Origin of the sequence: Geobacillus thermoleovorans, assembly GCF_001610955.1 — a bacterium.
GTDB lineage: Bacteria > Bacillota > Bacilli > Bacillales > Anoxybacillaceae > Geobacillus > Geobacillus thermoleovorans.
In genome coordinates, this window is the sequence record NZ_CP014335.1 from 1,293,593 (window position 1) to 1,311,513 (window position 17,921).

13 protein-coding genes and 1 tRNA gene are annotated in these 17,921 nt (G+C 51.2%); 11 read left to right on the plus strand and 3 right to left on the minus strand.

Features of this window, described 5'->3' with window-relative positions; genetic code table 11:
* The first annotated feature begins 34 nt into the window (after window positions 1–34).
* Window positions 35–1,363: a YjiH family protein gene (locus GT3570_RS06535; protein WP_023634209.1), complete on the plus strand. Its 1,329-nt coding sequence runs from the start codon at window positions 35–37 to the stop codon at window positions 1,361–1,363.
* Window positions 1,364–1,493: 130 nt separating this feature from the next.
* On the opposite strand, the gene mscL is transcribed toward GT3570_RS06535, so the two are convergent.
* A complete protein-coding gene (mscL, locus tag GT3570_RS06540) occupies window positions 1,494–1,889 on the minus strand; it encodes a large conductance mechanosensitive channel protein MscL (protein WP_011230867.1) in 396 nt (131 codons plus the stop codon).
* A 147-nt stretch (window positions 1,890–2,036) separates the two neighbouring features.
* Here mscL and GT3570_RS06545 point away from each other — a divergent pair, with 147 nt between their 5' ends.
* The 4 genes from GT3570_RS06545 (at window position 2,037) to GT3570_RS06560 (ending at window position 5,416) form a co-directional block, all read left to right on the plus strand.
* Window positions 2,037–3,257, plus strand: coding sequence for a YeeE/YedE family protein (locus GT3570_RS06545; RefSeq protein ID WP_011230868.1), 1,221 nt, complete (start codon window positions 2,037–2,039; stop codon window positions 3,255–3,257).
* 190 nt (window positions 3,258–3,447) lie between these two features.
* On the plus strand, window positions 3,448–3,849 hold the full coding sequence (locus GT3570_RS06550) for a PfkB family carbohydrate kinase (protein WP_021321286.1): 402 nt from the start codon (window positions 3,448–3,450) through the stop codon (window positions 3,847–3,849).
* Window positions 3,850–3,938: 89 nt separating this feature from the next.
* Window positions 3,939–4,511 carry a PfkB family carbohydrate kinase gene (locus tag GT3570_RS06555; protein ID WP_236687304.1) on the plus strand — a complete coding sequence of 191 codons (573 nt, stop codon included), beginning with the start codon at window positions 3,939–3,941 and terminating at the stop codon, window positions 4,509–4,511.
* Window positions 4,511–5,416, plus strand: coding sequence for a pseudouridine-5'-phosphate glycosidase (locus GT3570_RS06560; RefSeq protein ID WP_020279732.1), 906 nt, complete (start codon window positions 4,511–4,513; stop codon window positions 5,414–5,416). The genes GT3570_RS06555 and GT3570_RS06560 overlap by 1 nt, the downstream gene beginning before the upstream one ends.
* A 53-nt stretch (window positions 5,417–5,469) precedes the next feature.
* On the opposite strand, the gene GT3570_RS06565 is transcribed toward GT3570_RS06560, so the two are convergent.
* A complete protein-coding gene (locus GT3570_RS06565) occupies window positions 5,470–5,763 on the minus strand; it encodes a hypothetical protein (protein WP_255781607.1) in 294 nt (97 codons plus the stop codon).
* 334 nt (window positions 5,764–6,097) lie between these two features.
* On the opposite strand from GT3570_RS06565, the gene GT3570_RS06570 reads away from it, so the two are divergent.
* Window positions 6,098–7,264 (plus strand): HEAT repeat domain-containing protein, encoded by a 1,167-nt coding sequence (locus GT3570_RS06570; protein WP_047757779.1) that lies wholly within the window; start codon window positions 6,098–6,100, stop codon window positions 7,262–7,264.
* 62 nt (window positions 7,265–7,326) lie between these two features.
* On the opposite strand, the gene GT3570_RS06575 is transcribed toward GT3570_RS06570, so the two are convergent.
* Window positions 7,327–8,094, minus strand: a complete 768-nt coding sequence (locus GT3570_RS06575; protein WP_014195545.1) for a DODA-type extradiol aromatic ring-opening family dioxygenase — start codon at window positions 8,092–8,094, stop codon at window positions 7,327–7,329.
* 751 nt (window positions 8,095–8,845) lie between these two features.
* On the opposite strand from GT3570_RS06575, the gene GT3570_RS06580 reads away from it, so the two are divergent.
* From GT3570_RS06580 to GT3570_RS06605, 5 genes are all read left to right on the plus strand, one after another.
* Window positions 8,846–8,918 (plus strand) — tRNA-Arg (locus GT3570_RS06580).
* 333 nt (window positions 8,919–9,251) lie between these two features.
* Window positions 9,252–9,596 (plus strand): hypothetical protein, encoded by a 345-nt coding sequence (locus GT3570_RS19040; protein ID WP_230581431.1) that lies wholly within the window; start codon window positions 9,252–9,254, stop codon window positions 9,594–9,596.
* A gap of 771 nt (window positions 9,597–10,367) precedes the next feature.
* Window positions 10,368–12,047 carry an MrcB family domain-containing protein gene (locus GT3570_RS06595; protein WP_062898550.1) on the plus strand — a complete coding sequence of 560 codons (1,680 nt, stop codon included), beginning with the start codon at window positions 10,368–10,370 and terminating at the stop codon, window positions 12,045–12,047.
* Window positions 12,016–14,520, plus strand: coding sequence for a restriction endonuclease-like protein (locus GT3570_RS06600; RefSeq protein ID WP_062898551.1), 2,505 nt, complete (start codon window positions 12,016–12,018; stop codon window positions 14,518–14,520). The genes GT3570_RS06595 and GT3570_RS06600 overlap by 32 nt, the downstream gene beginning before the upstream one ends.
* Window positions 14,521–14,671: 151 nt before the next feature.
* Window positions 14,672–17,917: a helicase-related protein gene (locus GT3570_RS06605; protein ID WP_062898552.1), complete on the plus strand. Its 3,246-nt coding sequence runs from the start codon at window positions 14,672–14,674 to the stop codon at window positions 17,915–17,917.
* Window positions 17,918–17,921: the final 4 nt, after the last annotated feature.

The window sequence follows — 17,921 nt, forward strand, 5'->3', positions numbered from 1 at the left end:
TAGCCTGTAGAAGAACAAATGGGGGTGGAGGAAAATGAAAACGGATACAAACATGGCGCCATCCGTGCCGACACCAACGCCGGCAAGCGGGGCATGGAAGTTTTTCGTCTTTAGCGCCATCGGGATTTTCGTGTTTTTCGTTCCGGTGTCAATTGGCGGCACATCATCGATTTTGCTCGATCATATTGTGACATGGATCCGCACCCAGTTTTCGGCACTTGTTCCTTATTATGCTCTTATCGTGATCGCTCTCGGTGCCGTTTATCCGTTTTACAAAAAAACGTGGAACAAAGATGCTGTGACAACCGTTTTTTCACTGTTGAAAGTTCTAGGACTGATCACGGCGGTCATGCTTGTGTTTCACATCGGTCCGTCGTGGCTGTTTCAACCGAATATGGGGCCGTTTTTGTATGACAAACTCGTCATTTCCGTCGGTCTCCTTGTGCCGATTGGCTCGGTTTTTCTCGCTCTTCTTGTTGGTTACGGGCTGCTTGAATTTGTCGGTGTGTGGATGCAACCCGTCATGCGGCCGATTTGGAAAACGCCGGGCCGCTCGGCGATTGACGCCGTCGCTTCCTTTGTCGGCAGCTACTCCATTGGGTTATTGATCACTAATAAAGTGTTCAAAGAAGGCAAATATACCGTGAAAGAAGCGGCGATCATCGCCACCGGCTTTTCCACTGTATCCGTGACATTTATGGTCGTTGTGGCGAAAACATTGGGGCTCATGCCAATCTGGAATACGTATTTTTGGGTGACATTTCTTGTCACGTTTGCCGTTACAGCGTTCACCGCTCGGATTTGGCCGCTAAGCCGCATGAGCGATGAATACTACGACGGCAAGGGGGATCCCGAGCAAAAAGTAACGGGCAACTATATGAAACAAGCTTGGGCTGAAGCGATGAGGGCGGTAGAGCAGTCAAAAGGGATTGGGACAAACATATGGGAGAACTTGCGAGATGGCTTCATCATGACGATGGGCATTTTGCCGTCCATTATGTCAGTCGGACTGATCGGGCTGTTGCTCGCTGAATATACGCCGGTGTTTGACTGGTTGGGTTACCTGTTCTATCCATTCACCCTTCTGTTGCAAATCCCTGAACCGCTGTTGGCCGCGAAAGCTTCGGCCATCGAAATCGCAGAAATGTTTTTGCCGGCCTTGCTTGTCACCGAAGCACCGCTTGTCACGAAATTCATTATTGCTGTTGTATCCGTATCAGCGATCCTATTCTTTTCCGCTGTCATTCCATGCATTTTGTCTACGGAAATCCCGCTCAGCTTGCCGCGGCTTCTTGTCATTTGGTTCGAGCGGACTGTATTGACGCTCATCCTCACCGCGCCGCTTGCATATTGGCTGCTTTGACGGGAGTGCGGCGCTTCGATGAAAACGGACATCGATGGGGCGGCTGCGATTTTCAGGTTCGCCGCCATTCCATCAACCCGACTGAGAAGTTTCAGCGCCATGAAAGCCTGTCCATCTTCCAGACAGGCTTTCACGTCGTTTCCCGTTGCTGCTTTAACAAATCGCGAATTTCTGTCAATAGCTCCTCCTCTTTCGTCAGCGTCGGCGCGGTTTCCTTCACCTCTTCCTGCTTTTTCACCCGTTCATACAGCGTGTTGATCAATTTCACAAACAGGAAAATCGAAAACGCGATGATCAAAAAATCGACGACTGTTTGGATAAACGCCCCATATTTCACTTCCGCTTTGCCGACTTTCCAAGACAAATCGCTGAAATTGATGCCGCCTAGAATCAGCCCGACAAGCGGCATGATGATGTCATTGACGAGCGAGGAAACGATTTTGCCAAACGCCCCGCCGATGATCACCCCAACGGCTAAATCGATGACATTGCCGCGGATGGCGAATTTTTTAAATTCGTTCCACATGTGAATCTCCTTTCTCGAAATGTGATCCTCTACATTATACCATAAGTTCATACGTGAAATTTTTATATCTAAATCATAGAAAATCAATCTGTTTTATATTATTATAGAGTATATTAACAATGGGGAAAGAAAAGGGGGATATGCACCATGGAAATGACTGCGCAACAAGACGTTCGCGCGAAACAGGCGGCGAACGCCCCGAAAAATCCGACGGCATGGATCATTGCAGTCTCCTGCTTCGTGTTAATCGGTGGAGCATTGTTCTTATACAGCCGTGTGTCCTGGCAACAAGCGCTGTTATATTTGTTGGGAGCGTTCGGCGGTTTTGTGCTTTATCAGGCCCATTTCGGTTTTACTTCGGCCTGGCGGAAATTCATTTTGTACCGCCAAGGGGAAGGCATTCGGGCACAGATGATCATGATGGCTGTGGCCAGCGCGTTGTTTTTGCCGTTGCTCGTGAAAGGTTCGGCGCTCGGGCACCCGGTGTCAGGGTATGTATTTGGCGTGGGGGTATCAGTCATCGTCGGCGCCTTCCTGTTTGGCATCGGCATGCAGCTTGGCGACGGCTGCGCGTCCGGGACGTTGTACCATATCGGCGGAGGCGATGCGAACGGCATCGTGACGCTCATCGGGTTCATCGCTGGCTCAGTCATTGCGACGACCCACTTTGACGTGTGGGCGAAGATGCCGCAATGGAAGCCGTTCTCGTTCATTGGCGAGTTCGGCGCCTTGGGAGGGTTTTTGCTTCAGTTGGTTTTGTTGGCAGCGGTCTACTATGTGGTGACCGTGGCGGAAAAACGGCGCTATGGCCAACTCGTTGCTACATCGCTTGAGAACCGTCATGGCTGGAAAGCGATTTACAAAGGGCCATGGTCGCTTCTGGTCGGGGCGTTGCTCTTGGCTGTAACGAACGCGCTTGTGCTGATGATTAGCGGTAAGCCGTGGGGCATTACGTCCGCCTTCGCCCTTTGGGGGGCGAAGTTCGTGCAGCTGTTTGGCGTCGATCCGACTGCTTGGGCGTACTGGCAAGATGAAGCGAAACGGCAGGCGCTCGCGAATCCACTCTACTACGATACAACGACCGTGATGGACATCAGCTTGATGGTCGGCGCCTTATTGGCGGCAGCGCTTGCGGGCCGCTATACAAAACCGATTCAGTGGAAGCGTCCGACGCGCATGACGATCGGTGCGCTGATCGGCGGCCTGATGATGGGATACGGCGCCCGGCTGGCGTTCGGCTGCAATATCGGCGCGTATTTCGGCGGCATTGCGTCATTCAGCGCCCACGGCTGGGCGTGGTTTGTCTTTGCTTTCCTCGGCAGCCTGATCGGCGTCAAACTGCGTCCGTATTGCGCGTACAAAAACTAAGTGTCCGAAAGTTGGCATCCCGTCGTTTTGACGGGGTGCCTTCTTTATGCCGTTCTTGCCAGGCGGTATGTGGTACAATGGGTGGTGAGGCTTCGAAGCGTGCAGCTGTCCGCTTTTTTGAAATCGTTTTCTCCGTTTGGAAAGAGGCGGGATCGCGCGGCTGCGATCATTGGAAGAGAGGGGGAAAGGCATGGGGAAAGCGGCCTCGATCGTCTGCATCGGCGGGGCGAATGTCGATCGGAAAGCGCGGTTGCTTGTGCCGTTTCAGCTTGGCACGTCCCATCCCGTCACCACGACGCAAACCGCGGGCGGGGTGGCGAGAAACGTGGCGGAAAACTTAGGGCGGCTTGCTCAACCTGTTTCGCTCGTCAGCGCCGTTGGCGATGATCACGATGGACAGTGGCTCATTGACGTGACGAGCCGATATGTCAATACGAGCTTCATCGTGCGAACGCCAAAAGCGAACACCGGGACGTATACAGCGGTGCTCGATGAACGCGGCGAGATGGTTCTCGCCTTGGCGGGTATGGCCATTTATCATCCTGAACCGAGAAGACCCCCACTTCCACGTGTGAGCGTAAGTGGGGGATGAATCGGTATTTGTCATCGCTCTTCCTCTTGCCTTAACAAAACAGAAGGTGTAAATGGGAGAGCGTTCAAGATACAGTGGGAAACGAGTGGATGAAGCAGCGATGGTTGAAATTCGGTCCGATTTCCACTGTCGTGCTCGATACGAATTTTCCGCCTGATGTCATCTCATGGGTGATCGAGCAGTGCCGCCAAGACCGCCTTCCGCTTTGCGTCGTGACTGTGTCCGTGCCCAAAGTGAAGCGGTTGCCCAGCGATTTGTCTGGTGTGACGTGGTTTGTCACGAATGAAGCGGAGGCTAAGGAATTTGTGGGACGCAACGGGCATACGGACGACATAATGAAACCGATCCTTCAAGCCGGTGCCAAGAACGTTGTCGTCACGCGCGGCGCAAACGGCGTCGCGTACGCCACCAAGCAAGGGGAAACAGGAGCGATTGCGGCGCCGAAGGTTGAGGTCACCGACGCCACCGGAGCGGGCGACGCCTTTGCGGCTGGATTTTTGTACGGCGTCTTAGGCGGACATACGGTGGAAGACGCCTGCCGCTTTGGGATGAGCAGCGCGGCGCTTACGCTGCAAACGGCCGAAACGGTGCATCCCGCTTTGAATGAACACCTGTTGCAAGCCGCCTATGCGCGGTATTTTCGCGAAGGGGGAACGAAGTGATGAATGATTTTCTCGTCTTTTCCGAAGAAGTCGCTCAAGCGAAGGCCGAAAAAAAGCCGATTGTCGCCTTAGAATCAACGATCATCTCGCATGGCATGCCGTATCCGGAAAACGTGCAGACGGCGAAAGACGTCGAGCGGATCATCCGCGACCGCGGCGCCGTGCCGGCGACGATCGCGATCATCGATGGAAAGATTAAAATCGGGTTAACGGATGACGAACTTGAATTGTTAGGGACAAGCCGCGATGTAGAAAAAGTGAGCCGCCGCGACTTGCCGTATGTCGTCGCTATGAAGAAACACGGGGCGACGACCGTGGCGGGGACGATGATTTGCGCTGAGATGGCGGGCATCCGCGTATTTGCGACCGGCGGCATCGGCGGCGTGCACCGCGGCGCCGAGCGGACGATGGACATCTCGGCTGATTTGCAAGAGTTGGCGCGGACAAACGTCGCGGTCGTCTGCGCCGGGGCGAAATCGATTTTGGATTTAGGGTTGACGCTTGAATACCTCGAGACGCACGGCGTTCCGGTCATCGGCTATCAGACGGACGTCCTGCCGGCGTTCTATTCGCGGACAAGCCCGTTTCGCGTCGGTTATCGCTTAGACAGCGCCAAAGAGATCGCCCAGTTCCTCGAAACGAAATGGAAGCTTGGGTTAAACGGCGGTGTTGTGATCACCAATCCTGTCCCAAAAGAAGATGAGCTCGAGGAGTCGTATATCAACGCTATCATCGAACAAGCGCTCAAGGAAGCAGAAAAGCAGCACATCACCGGAAAATCGGTCACCCCGTTTTTGCTTGACCGTGTGAAAACGTTAACCGGAGGCAAAAGCTTGCAAGCAAACATCGCCTTAGTGAAAAACAACGCCGCCTTGGCGGCCGACCTTGCCCGAGAGCTTTCTTGATGCGAACGCCCCCGCCTTGATGGAAGGACGGGGGCATGATGGCGGTGGAGGATTTATCGAGCGTGAAGCAAATGGCGGATTTTTCGATCATGCTGGGCGATTTTGACGGAGTGGAAGTCGACCGTTTCTTGTGTTTCAACTAGTTCCACGCGGATGTGGCCGAGTTTCGCTTCGAGCCGTTCGAACCGTTCGTTCACGGTGCGCTCCAACTGGGCAATCTGCCGCTCAAACCGTCCATCCATCTCCTCGATGCGCTTGTCCATTTCATCCGTTTTTTCATTCAACGCTTGAACTTGGCGTTGAAGCGAGTCGAATTTCTCATGGAGCGCTTCGAACTGCTTGCGCATATCCGCCGCGTACAAATCAAGCACTTGCAAAATTTGCGCCAATATCGTTTTTTTTCCACCCTCTTCACCTCCTTCCACTTCTAGCATATCAAACAAGCGAGTTTGCGAGAAGGAAAAACGGTTTCAAATCAAGCGGATTTTGTCTATGATAGAGGAGGAGATGCTGTGATGTTTGAAATGACCAAGAGCTCCTTTGGCTGCCCATTTCCATCGCATCGGCCGCTGCTTGTGTTCCATGTATGAAGGAAGAACCCGCAAGCCCGTCGCGAGGAGGTTGAATGTCGATATTCTGTCAGCGACGGGGGTGAAATTTCAGAAAAAAGAAGGTGTGATCATGTCCTTTATTCAAACAATCGAGCCGCATTTGTTTAGCGACCATCCTGTCCTCCGCCAGTTTGCGTTTGACGCAATCGAAGAGTATCCGGATATTCCAGCCGCGCTTGTGGAGCGTTTGGTGGATGAGGCTGTAACGGCGGACAACGAAGAAACACGGAGGATGATTTTGCACGGCATCTCCAAACAGCCGTTGACCGACCGAGCGCTTGAGCAGTTGTTGAGCATGAAAGATGCAGCGAAGTACATCCGTTGGTTTTTCCCGTTTCCAGCCGCCCAGCTCGAAAAATACGGAGAACAGCTGCTCCCTCACTTCCCGCGGTCTTGGCAGCGAGCTGTCCGCCTTGCTTTAGAAGGAACGGAAGATGACGTATGGGAACACTATTTTTCAGTGCTTTCGCATTTGCACGAGGAAGAGTTTCACAATCACGATTGGTTTTTAGTAGCCAAGCAAGCCGTGCGCATTCTCGTTGAACGCGGATGGATGACGAAGGAAGATATCGGTCTGACATGGATGAAAAACGAGCAACAGCCTTGGTTTTCGTATGACGGCATTTTGGCGGTGTATGCGGTCTCGCTCGTCGGCGCCGCTGAATATATTCCCCGCCTCGCCCGACTGTTGGAACAACAAGACGGTGATGTGCTTGTTGATCAAGCCGTTTCCACCTTATCGATGTTCCAACGTGAAGAAACGATCGAAGCGGTGCGCCCATATGCGTTTCAGGAAGACACGGCGCTGTCCGCTATTCATGTGCTCGCCAACATCAAATCTAAACAGGCCGTGCGTGTATTGCGAGAAGTCTTTTCCAAACAGCGCGATGATGACCTCCAAGCATTTTGCTTTGAGGCGCTTTGCCATCAGCTGGATAAAGAGGCGCTCCCAGAAGTAGAGCAGTATGTAAAAAGAGCGGAAAAACGAGGGCGTTCTTGGATGATTGATGTCGAACAGAACGCGTACGCCTATTATACGATTCTAGAGATCGATCACCCGAAGCTGGAAACGTGGAAAGCCATTGCCGAGCAGCGGTATCGCCATTTTCAAGCCGTGCTGCAAACACCTCCGCGGCCGACCAACATCCCATACCGCCGAAAAGAGCAAAAAATCGGCCGCAACGACCCATGTCCGTGCGGCAGCGGGAAAAAGTATAAAAAGTGCTGTGGCAAATGAGAACGCTGCTTTGTCTCAAAGAAACGGCCCGTCCCCACGCGGTGGCGTCGGAGGCGGGCCTTTTAAAAAGACACAGCCATGAGGCTTAAGCTTCCATATTGATATTCTCGGAACAACACGCGCGGCGCTTGGTCGCGATCGCCTGCGCCGTAAGCGATCCAATACGGCGCGAGGTGTTCGGGGGTCGGTACGGCCTGCTTGGCGTAAGGTGCTTTTTCTTCATAATGGAATACATCCTCACTGCGGGCGGCTGACTCGCGCAACAGCCAGTCATCAAAAGCGGCCGCCCAGCTTTCTGCCTCCGCATGCCCTTCCCAACGGAGCGCCATCAAATTGTGCACCGTCCCGCCGCTGCCGATGACCATCAATCCTTCGTCACGCAATGGACGCAGCGCCTCACCAAGCTGGAACAATTGCTTCGGCGTCCACCACGGCACGACCGACGCTTGCACAATCGGGATGTCAGCGTTGGGAAATAGGCGGTGCAACAACACCCAAGAACCGTGATCCAGCCCGCGCGTGGAATCAACGGCCACTTCCGCCACACCAGCGAGACGCTCGCGCACGCGCTCCGCCCACTCGACCGACCCGCGCGCCGGATAAACCACTTCATACAGCTCGCGCGGAAACCCGGAAAAATCATAAATCATGTCATACGTCCCCTCAACCGCCGAAACCGTCGGTTGGCGCGTCATCCAATGCGCTGTAAAGATGACGACCGCCTGCGGGCGAATTCCTTCCCCAAGCTTTTTCAAAAACGCCGTATACGCATTGTCTTCGATCGCCAACATCGGCGAACCGTGGGCGAGAAACAGGGCAGGGGGGTTCATCGTTCCATTCCTCCCTTGAGTCATATTGACGGATCAACACTTTGCGGCCTGATGCCGCCTCTAGAAGGTTGGTGAAAAACCACTGTTTGACTTGATCGATGATTGAACGCGCGAACATAGAGGCTGATGCAACAAGTTTTTTCTACTTGAGAACCGATTTCCAGAAGCGGTTGCGCAAGTAAATCACCAACCTCCTAGAGAGCTGGTGAAAAATTTGTTTTTTGCTTGAACCGGTGGCAGTTCATCAGAAAGGGGGACAGATCTGACAAGGCTTCCCTAATTGAAAAAAATAATGGGGATGAGCCGCCTTTTTCATTCCTCGTCGGCCTTTCTAGACGATTCGACGAAAAACGGTGTATGGGCCGCTTCCCTTGCCAATCCCCTTACCCTTAGTGTAGCATAAGCATCCTTTGCCATTCTATGCCCTTGCAAAACTTTTCCTTGTCCATTTAACCTTTTAAAACAGCAAAAAATCAGTTATAATATACCCGTCTGACACGCCATAAACGGTATGCATCAACAAACATGACTAGAGCCTGCCCCCAGTTCACTGGCAACCAAACAATGAACATATTCTCAAACTGGCCGCGCGTTTGATCGGTTGCACAGCGCCAAAGGCAAGGAGCGGTCTCGTTTCGATGTTTTTCCTCAAAAAACCAGGAACGGATCAAACAATCGGAATTCTCGACGTCTCGAGGGGATGGAGTCTCTCCCCTAGCCGTCCCAGCGCTTAGGTGTACATTCTTATCATGGCCCCGTAGCTCAGTGGATAGAGCGTCGGTTTCCTAAACCGTGCGTCGGAGGTTCGAATCCTCTCGGGGCCGTTCCAACGATCCGACTAGTTCGGATTAAAATTCTTAAACCCCTTGATACGACTGCGTTTGCAGTCATTTTCTATTTTTTTGGAATCCGAAAAAATACGATAGAATTTGAAAAAATTTTGCACGAATTTTGCACGGCTATTTGGCATGATGCAGTTCCTCCATTGCCAGATCAACTTGGCGGAATCCTTTTTGCTTCATTCCCTTCTATTCTAGAAACAGTCAAGTACCACTTTTGGCGAAGATCCAAAATGATATGTATTTGGACATAAATGGTAACCCGGTGGCAAAGGGATCAAAAGCTTCGCATATTGTGATTAATAGGGGGAAGAAATGATGAGAATATCTGATTTTCTTAAAAGATATAATTTACATGGGAGTTTAATTAATAATGTGGAATATGATTCCACTACAAAAAGAGTATCTATTGAAACTGAGTTATGTAAATGGCAGCAATTTGATTATGACGAAACTAAAGATCCTGAAATGATTGAGGGATTCATTGTTTTTGAAGATGTAACATATTTTGAAACAGATTGCGTTAAAGACTTTGATGCTGATGAAATATTGGAAGCGGTGCTTATTTCCGAAACTCCATCGCTTGAAAAAGTTAAAATAGTAACCGATGGGGTGAACATCATCATTATTGAGGCAGGGAATGTAGAGTGGCACTCACTTTGAGTTCAATGCTTGAGGAAAAGAACATTAAAATGTATACAGCGCATACAGTTGTATCGAACGATATTGCTTCATACAGTTTCGAGAAACAAAGGGAGGATGACATCACATATGAAGATGAACCGCCTCGCGAAATAAAGCTGGTGAAGGTGGATGGTACGTATGGAACGTATCGCGTCGAGGAGAAGATGAAGCCGAGTGATGTGGTGGGGTGTGCTTTGTTATCGTTTTACTTATAGCTTATTTTAGCTAAACAAAAGGCGGATCTCTCCGCCTTTTCGCACGAGATAGCAACTCAAAAGAATTTTGCACAAATTTTGCACAACACAAAAGAATGTGTCGCTCAAACATTGAAATATCAATACTTTTCGGTAAATGGTTATTATCCTCTCGGGCCGCTAGTGAAAACCCTTGCGATGCGGGGGTTTTTTCTTTATCTCCCGCCATATTCGCCGCAGCTCACCCCGATCGAGCGTTTGCGGAAATGGCGGAAAGATCCTGTCATGGCGAATGTATTTCATAAAGAACGAAACGATATCATGCAAGCCTTTGATCGATGGCTTATATCCATGAACATCCGGAGAAGGTGCTGCAGCGCTTGGGGGATGGGGCGTGATGAGAAGTCCACTCTTCATGTTGCATGTATATACATAAAGAACGCCTGCTCGTGACGAAAGAAGCGGCTCTCTCACTAGTTGAGAGAGCCGCTTTTTTAGTAGAATAGAAGAAAAATAGAAACGAAGAATAACATTTCTATACGAAGGAGTTATTCCCATGTCATTGCACGATCTTTTCCGCCAAGTGATGGCCATTTACGAACAAGAAAAACGCGAAAAACTGTCAAAAGAGCGACGGTCGTTTCAGCTGGTGACACGAGCGATTCCAGAGGCGTTGAAAACATTGCCTTTCTTACCGCCTGACCGGTATGTGGTGAAAGGTTCTGTCGGTCAAGGGGTGTGGACCGACGTGCCGTGGGTGGCGGTGATGGATCAAGAGGTGACGGATTCGACGCAACGCGGGTATTATATCGTCTACTTATTCAGTGAAGATATGCGCCGGCTCTATTTGACGCTTGCCCAAGGAGTGACGGAGACGCCGAAAGACGAAATGGAGCGGGTGAAGCGCGGCATCCGCCAACTCATTCCCGCTGAAGAACGCGTGCGGACCGATGATGACATCCGTCTTGGCGAAAGCAAACGGGCGAAAGAGTACGAACGGTCGGTGGCGGCGTATATCGCCTATTCGTTTGACGATCTGCCGTCCGATGAACAACTCGCGCGCGACCTCGAAACGATGATCGATTATTACCGACAGTATGTAGAGCGAACAGAACCAATGACACCGCCCGAGCAGGCCCTTTCCTATCGGGAGGCGGTTGAGCATATTCATTCATACATATCCGCTAAAGGGTTTTACTATACGAAAGAGGAAGTGGCCAACCTCTTTCTATCGTTAAAAACAAAACCGTTCGTCATCTTGTGCGGCATTTCCGGAACCGGGAAAACGAAAATCGTTCAATGGCTCGCCGAGAGCGTCGGCGCGACGGAAGACAACGGCCGCTTCACCTTGATCCCCGTCCGCCCGGATTGGAACGACGGTTCGGACTTGCTTGGCTATGTCGACATTAAAGGCGATTTCAAGCCCGGGCCGCTCACGAGCGTCATCATCGAAGCGGGGAAGCATCCGGACAAGCCGTATTTCGTCGTGTTGGATGAGATGAACCTCGCCCGCGTTGAGCATTATTTCAGCGATGTGCTGAGCGTCATGGAAAGCCGCCGCTGGGAAGACGGGCGCATCACCTCGTCACGGCTGCTGCCGAGAGAAACAGCAGGGTGTGATCTTTTTCTCCCACCGAACGTCTACATCATCGGCACGGTCAACATGGACGAGACGACTCACCCCTTCAGCAAAAAAGTGCTCGACCGGGCGAACACGATCGAGTTCAACCGCGTCCAGCTCGACCATCTCGATTTTTTGCGCGACTTGCCGACCGTCGCGCCCCTGTCAATCGGACAGGAGCTGTTCGCGGCGCGGTATTTGCATTTGAAAGATGTGTACGCACGCTGCCCAGAGCTTGTTGAAACGGTGACGAAACAGCTCGTGGAGATCAACCGCATCCTCGCGCCGCTCGGCGCGCATATCGGTTACCGCGTCCGCGATGAAATTTGCTTCTACCTTGCGTATAACGAAGAAGGAAAGCTGATGGAATTTGACAAGGCGTTCGACTATTGCCTGATGCAAAAAATTTTGCCGCGCCTTTCGGGAAGCGACGTGCGGCTCGAAACAGCGCTCAAGCAGCTGTTTGTCCTGTGCGCCGGTTTTGAACCGGACGGTGAATACAGCGGCGTGCTTGATGTTTCGTATGCCCGTTATCCAAAAAGTGCGGAGAAAATTTGGCAGATGCTGCGGAGGTTAGAGGACGATGGCTTCACTTCGTTCTGGCTCGGGGCGTGACGACCGCGAGCTTGTCCATATCGAAACGAAACAGCTCACGCTCGTGATCAAAGGAAAGCCGTACCACGAACAATACGAAGGGCTTCAGCAGTACCGCCGCCTCGATTTCCACGAGACGATGGAGTTTTTCGTCAGCGGTGAAGACATCTTGGACGTCAAACTGTTTGACGTGGACGCTGGCGAGCTTGTCGACTGGTCGGGCGGCCACCGCCCGATTTTCTTTGAAAACGGCGTCTATCAGCTGCTCGTCGTTCCGAAAACCGAGCGGGTGCTTACCTTTTATCATGAATCGCCAGCCATTCGGAACGCCGTCAGCCGCGTTGACATCGGCGGACAGGCGGTGTTGATGGGCAACCTCTATTTCCCGAATGAAGTCGGGCTGTCGACGTTGGAAATCCGCGACGGCAGCCGTTCCATTTTGGACGTGACGATCGAAATTTTTCCGACGAAGCTGACATATAAACAAGACTACCAAATCCTTCTTGACGAAGTCAGCGAAGAAATTTACAACTTGGCGTTTCACTTCATCAAGCGCACGTACCAGCGGGCGAGAGCGAAGCGGGACGACGCACCGTCCCGAAGCGAGTTTTTCCGGCTCATGGAAGCGCATATCAGTGACTTTTTGCATGCCATTCGGCATATTGAGCGGCAGCCGCACCATCAACTGTCGACCGTCCATGTGAGAGTGCGCGGCGACCAGCTCGGCCGTTTGGATGCGGCAGGAAGAAACGATTTGCGCAAGCGGCCGCAAGTGTTCCGTGACGTCAAGCGCGGCATCAACATCGGAAGTCGAACCGTCATGCCGCGATCGGGGCTCAAAGCGAAAAAAGAACTGACGTACGACACGCTCGAAAACCGGTTCGTCAAATGGATGATGACGCGCCTTGTCGAGAAGCTGCGCGATTTGTTCGAACACGTGCAAGGGAAGCAAAAGCGATACGAAACGGAACCGGATCCGGGTTTGCTTGAGCGCATCCAATCGATGATCCGCGCGCTCGAAACTCGGCTTCGTCACTCTTTTTGGCGGCCGATCGGGCGGCTTGACCGCTCCGTCATGAGCCTCGTCCTGCAAATGGCGCCCGGGTACCGCGACGCCTATCAGCTGTTTCTCATCATCACCCGCGGCCTCGCCTTGCAAGGGAAGCTGTACCGAATGTCCGTAAAAGACGTCGCCACGTTGTACGAGTATTGGACGTTTTTGAAGCTCGGGCAGCTCCTCGGGAAAAAATACAAACTCATCAGCCAAAATGTCATCCAAGTGAACCGCTTAGGGCTGTTCGTCAATCTCGAAAAAAACCGCTCCGCCAAGCGGGTGTACGAACACCCATACACCGGAGAGCGAATCACGCTGACCTATCAGCCGTACGAAGGAAGGCTGCCAACCGTCCCGCAAATGCCTGACACGGTTTTGGCGATTGAAAAGAAGGGAAAAGACTATACATTCAACTACATTTTCGACGCCAAATACCGCCTGGACTTCGCCGTTTCGGGCAGCTCATACGAAAAACGGTACGGAATGCCGGGCCCGATGGAAGACGACATCAACACGATGCACCGCTACCGCGATTCGCTTGTCGCCCGCCGCGGCGGCCCATACGAGCGCACCGCCTTTGGCGCCTACGTGCTGTTCCCGTGGCATGACGAAGACAGCTACCAAGCGCACCCGCTGTACAAAAGCATCAACGACGTCAACATCGGCGGCCTGCCGTTTTTGCCGAACGCCACCCGCCTGGTCGAGCAGTTCATCGAGCGGCTGATTGAAAAGAATCCCGAAGAACTGCAAAACGAAGGCATCCTGCCGCAAGGGATCATCGAAGAATGGCGGTCGGGGTTCGATGAGCATGTGCTTGTCGGCATGGTGCCAAGCGCGCGGCATTACGAAGCCTACCGGAAACACCGCTTCTACCATATCCCGGTCAAGCAGCTGAAAAAAGGCTGGCAAGACGCGCGCTACATCGCCCTTTACCCGAAGCGGGGAGCCGCCCCGCAAAACGGGGTCACGTGCTTTGGCAAAATCGCCGCTGTGAACATCGTCAAACGATCGGCCATCACCGAGCTGCCGAAACGAAGCGATGAGGAATACGTTCGCTTCGAAGTCGAAAGCTGGAACTTTCTCCAAAACGTCATCCGTCCCGTCGGCTACGGCATCGCCGTCTATGCGATGACGACGTTCAACATGCTCAAACAGGCGAAAGAACTGCCGGAACTGTTCATGAAATCAAGCGAGGAAATCGCCCTTTGGCGCATCCTGCGGCGGCTGTCCGACCGCATCCGCTTCGACCTTGACGCCCGCTACTTGGATCAGGCGTCCAAGATCACCGCGTACCGCATCAAAAACGTGTCCATCCGCCTAGGAGACGGCCTGCTCATGATCACGAACGGCACGAAGCACAAAACGATCCCCGCCGAACTGCTCCGCAAGCAGCCATCGGCCGTGTTTCGCGAAGTGGTGGGGATGATGGGGGGAGAGTGAGCTACGGCGATGTCCGAAGAAGACCTCGCCCCTTGCTCCATTATCAAACCGCATCGTTGATAATTCATCTATGTCCGACAAATTTCAACAACATTTCTGGGGACGGTTTAGTAAAATAAAGTGAAGAAAAGGAATAAGGAGCAATCGGGACATGAAGGCAAAAGGGATGATTGACAATAGACAAAACGGCCTAGTCGGCGATGTGTTGAAAGCGCATATTACAAAAGGCAGCAAACTATCGATTGCGGCGGCCCATTTTACGTTATATGCGTTTGCACAATTGAAAAAAGAGCTGGCGCAAATCGATGAATTCCGTTTTATTTTCACAGAGCCTGCCTTTGTGCGCGGTGATCGTTCATTCAATGAATGGATGAAGAAAAACGAAGCGGCGCTGTATGGAGTAGAAGAAGAACGAAAATACAAAATTGAACTTAACCAAGCATACATAGCAAGGGAACTGGCGAAATGGCTGAAACAGAAAGCAAGGGTGAAATCGGTCGTCAATCAGCGCATTCAAGGCAGCATATATCATGTGCGAAATGAGGACGGGTCACAAATCGGCTTGATCGGCGGGGCGCCGTTTTCCAGTCCGGGGCTCGGCTACAGCAACTCCTCCCATTTTTATTTTACCCATATGATGAATGATCGAGATTCCAGCGCCCAGCTGCTTTGCCAGTTTGAGGCGATTTGGCAAGATGAACAGGCGCTGCAAGATGTGAAAGATGAAATTTTGCGGCGCTTGGAAGTCATGTATCAAGAGCATCCGCCAGAGTTTATTTACTTTGTCACACTTTATTACCTATTCAAAGATTTTTTAAAAGAAGCGACAAACTACGAAACATTGCAGACGAGAACTGGTTTCCAAAATACGGTGATTTGGAACAAACTTTATGACTTTCAGCGCGATGGGGTCCTTGGGGCTATCAATAAAATTGAAACGTACGGGGGCTGCATCATCGCCGACAGTGTCGGGCTTGGAAAAACGTTCGAAGCGTTGGCGGTGATCAAATATTACGAATTGCGCAACCATCGCGTTCTCGTATTGGCGCCGAAAAAATTGCGGGAAAACTGGGCCATCTACCGTTTAAATGATAAGCGAAACATTTTAGCCGCAGACCGCTTTTCGTATGACTTGCTCAACCATACCGACTTATCGCGTGAGCGCGGCTACAGCGGCGATATTAACCTAGAGCATGTCAACTGGGGAAACTATGACCTTGTTGTCATTGACGAATCGCATAACTTTCGCAACAACGATCCGCGCAATGACCGGGTGACGAGATATTCCCGCTTGATGAACGATATTATTAAAGCGGGGGTGAAAACGAAGGTATTGATGCTTTCCGCCACCCCCGTCAACAACAAGCTTGATGACTTGAAAAATCAAATTGCCTTTATTACAGAAGGAAATGACAAGGCATTGGCGGAAACGGCAAACATCAAAAGCATCAGCCAGACGATTCGGCGCGCCCAGTCGCAGTTTAACAAATGGAGCCAACTTCCCGAAGAAGAGCGGACGACCGAGCGGTTGTTGGATATGCTCGATTGGGATTATTTTGCTTTGCTTGATTCGCTGACAATCGCCCGTTCGCGCCGCCATATCGAAAAATATTACAATGTGGATGCCATCGGGCCGTTTCCGACACGCCTAAAGCCGATCAATCTAAAAGAAAAAATTGACGCCAAAGGCGAGTTTCCGCCGCTTGAGAAAATCAATAACGACATCTTGCGGCTTCGGATGGCGGTCTATTCGCCGATGCAATACATTTTGCCGAACAAAAAAGCGGACTATAGCGAAAAATACGATACAAAGGTCGCAAACGGCAGAGTGTTTAAGCAAACGGACCGGGAGCACAATCTCGTTTATTTAATGAAATCCAATTTGCTGAAGCGGCTAGAGAGCAGTGTCCATTCGTTTTCTTTAACATTGCAAAACATCATCCAACAAATCGAAGAACATATTAAGAAAATCGACCGTTACGATGGAAGTTCCGGGACAATTGGAGAGATGGACGGGATCGACGCGGAAGATCCGGAATTGGAAGAGGCGTTGATTGGCTCGAAAGTCAAAATCTTTTTGAAAGACATGGATTTGATCCGTTGGAAACAAGATTTGTTATACGACCGGGAGATTTTGCTGAGGCTGCTTCACCAGGCGCGGAACGTAACGCCGGATCGCGATCAGAAGCTGTTGGCGTTGAAACGATTGATCGAACAGAAAATCAAGCACCCGATTAACGATCAGAACAAAAAACTGCTCATTTTCACAGCTTTTGCCGATACGGCGAAATACTTATACGAGAATTTGCATCAATGGGTGCAAAACCAATTTGGATTGCACTGTGCGGTCGTGACGGGTACCGATCAGCCGAAAACAACATTGAAGATGAAGAAAGTCGATTTCAATCATGTGTTGATGAACTTTTCGCCCGTCTCGAAAGAGCGGGATAAAGTGATGCCGGAAATGAAAGACGAAATCGACATCCTCATCGCCACGGACTGTATTTCCGAAGGACAGAACTTGCAAGACTGCGATTATCTTGTCAACTATGACATCCATTGGAACCCGGTCCGCATCATCCAGCGGTTCGGCCGCATCGACCGGATCGGCAGCAAAAACAATCAGATCCAGCTCGTAAACTTCTGGCCATCAATCGAGCTTGACGAATACATTCAGCTCGTCAATCGGGTCAAAGGCCGAATGACGATCCTGGATATTTCATCGACCGGGGAAGAAAACGTCATTGCCGACAACAGCAACGAAATGAATGACTTGGAATACCGCCGAAAACAGCTGGAAAAATTGCAAAATGAAGTCATCGACTTAGAGGACATTTCCGGAAATATCTCGCTGACGGATTTTACACTCGACGACTTCCGAATGGACTTGTTGAATTTCATGAAGGAACATAAGGAAGAGCTCGAGCGGGCGCCGTTTGGACTGTTCAGCATTACCGCCAATCAAAATGAAAAACTGAAAGATGAAATTCAGCCAGGCGTCATTTTCTGCCTAAAACAAACGGCACCAACGGCATCTGCACATGAACAAAACGCGCTTCATCCGTATTACTTAGTGTACGTGCGGGAAGACGGCACGGTGTTGTATAACCATGTCCACGTAAAGAAAGTGTTGGATTTATACCGCTCGCTTTGCAGCGGCAAAAAAGACGTTGAAAGGGGCTTGTACAAGGCGTTTTATCAAGAGACGAAAAACGGAAAAGACATGGGGCAATACAAGGCGCTGCTGGAAAAAGCGGTGGAAGAGATCGTCGGCAAGATGGACCAGCAATTGATGCTCAACATCTTCAGCCTTGGAAACTTGGACGCCTTCGTGACGAACGCCAACACGAGTTTGCAAGACTTTGAGATCGTTTCGTATTTGATCATTGAAGGGTGAGTGT

Excerpts from the sequence above, each read along its gene's own strand:
- GT3570_RS06535 (WP_023634209.1), top strand. The coding sequence starts at position 35 with ATGAAAACGGATACAAACATGGCGCCATCCGTGCCGACACCAACGCCG.
- GT3570_RS06605 (WP_062898552.1), top strand. The coding sequence starts at position 14,672 with ATGAAGGCAAAAGGGATGATTGACAATAGACAAAACGGCCTAGTCGGC.
- GT3570_RS06575 (WP_014195545.1), bottom strand. The coding sequence starts at position 8,094 with ATGAACCCCCCTGCCCTGTTTCTCGCCCACGGTTCGCCGATGTTGGCG.
- GT3570_RS06600 (WP_062898551.1), top strand. The coding sequence starts at position 12,016 with ATGGCTTCACTTCGTTCTGGCTCGGGGCGTGACGACCGCGAGCTTGTC.
- mscL (WP_011230867.1), bottom strand. The coding sequence starts at position 1,889 with ATGTGGAACGAATTTAAAAAATTCGCCATCCGCGGCAATGTCATCGAT.
- GT3570_RS06595 (WP_062898550.1), top strand. The coding sequence starts at position 10,368 with ATGTCATTGCACGATCTTTTCCGCCAAGTGATGGCCATTTACGAACAA.
- GT3570_RS06565 (WP_255781607.1), bottom strand. The coding sequence starts at position 5,763 with ATGCGCAAGCAGTTCGAAGCGCTCCATGAGAAATTCGACTCGCTTCAA.
- GT3570_RS06555 (WP_236687304.1), top strand. The coding sequence starts at position 3,939 with ATGAAGCAGCGATGGTTGAAATTCGGTCCGATTTCCACTGTCGTGCTC.
- GT3570_RS06550 (WP_021321286.1), top strand. The coding sequence starts at position 3,448 with ATGGGGAAAGCGGCCTCGATCGTCTGCATCGGCGGGGCGAATGTCGAT.
- GT3570_RS06570 (WP_047757779.1), top strand. The coding sequence starts at position 6,098 with ATGTCCTTTATTCAAACAATCGAGCCGCATTTGTTTAGCGACCATCCT.
- GT3570_RS06545 (WP_011230868.1), top strand. The coding sequence starts at position 2,037 with ATGGAAATGACTGCGCAACAAGACGTTCGCGCGAAACAGGCGGCGAAC.
- GT3570_RS19040 (WP_230581431.1), top strand. The coding sequence starts at position 9,252 with ATGAGAATATCTGATTTTCTTAAAAGATATAATTTACATGGGAGTTTA.
- GT3570_RS06560 (WP_020279732.1), top strand. The coding sequence starts at position 4,511 with ATGAATGATTTTCTCGTCTTTTCCGAAGAAGTCGCTCAAGCGAAGGCC.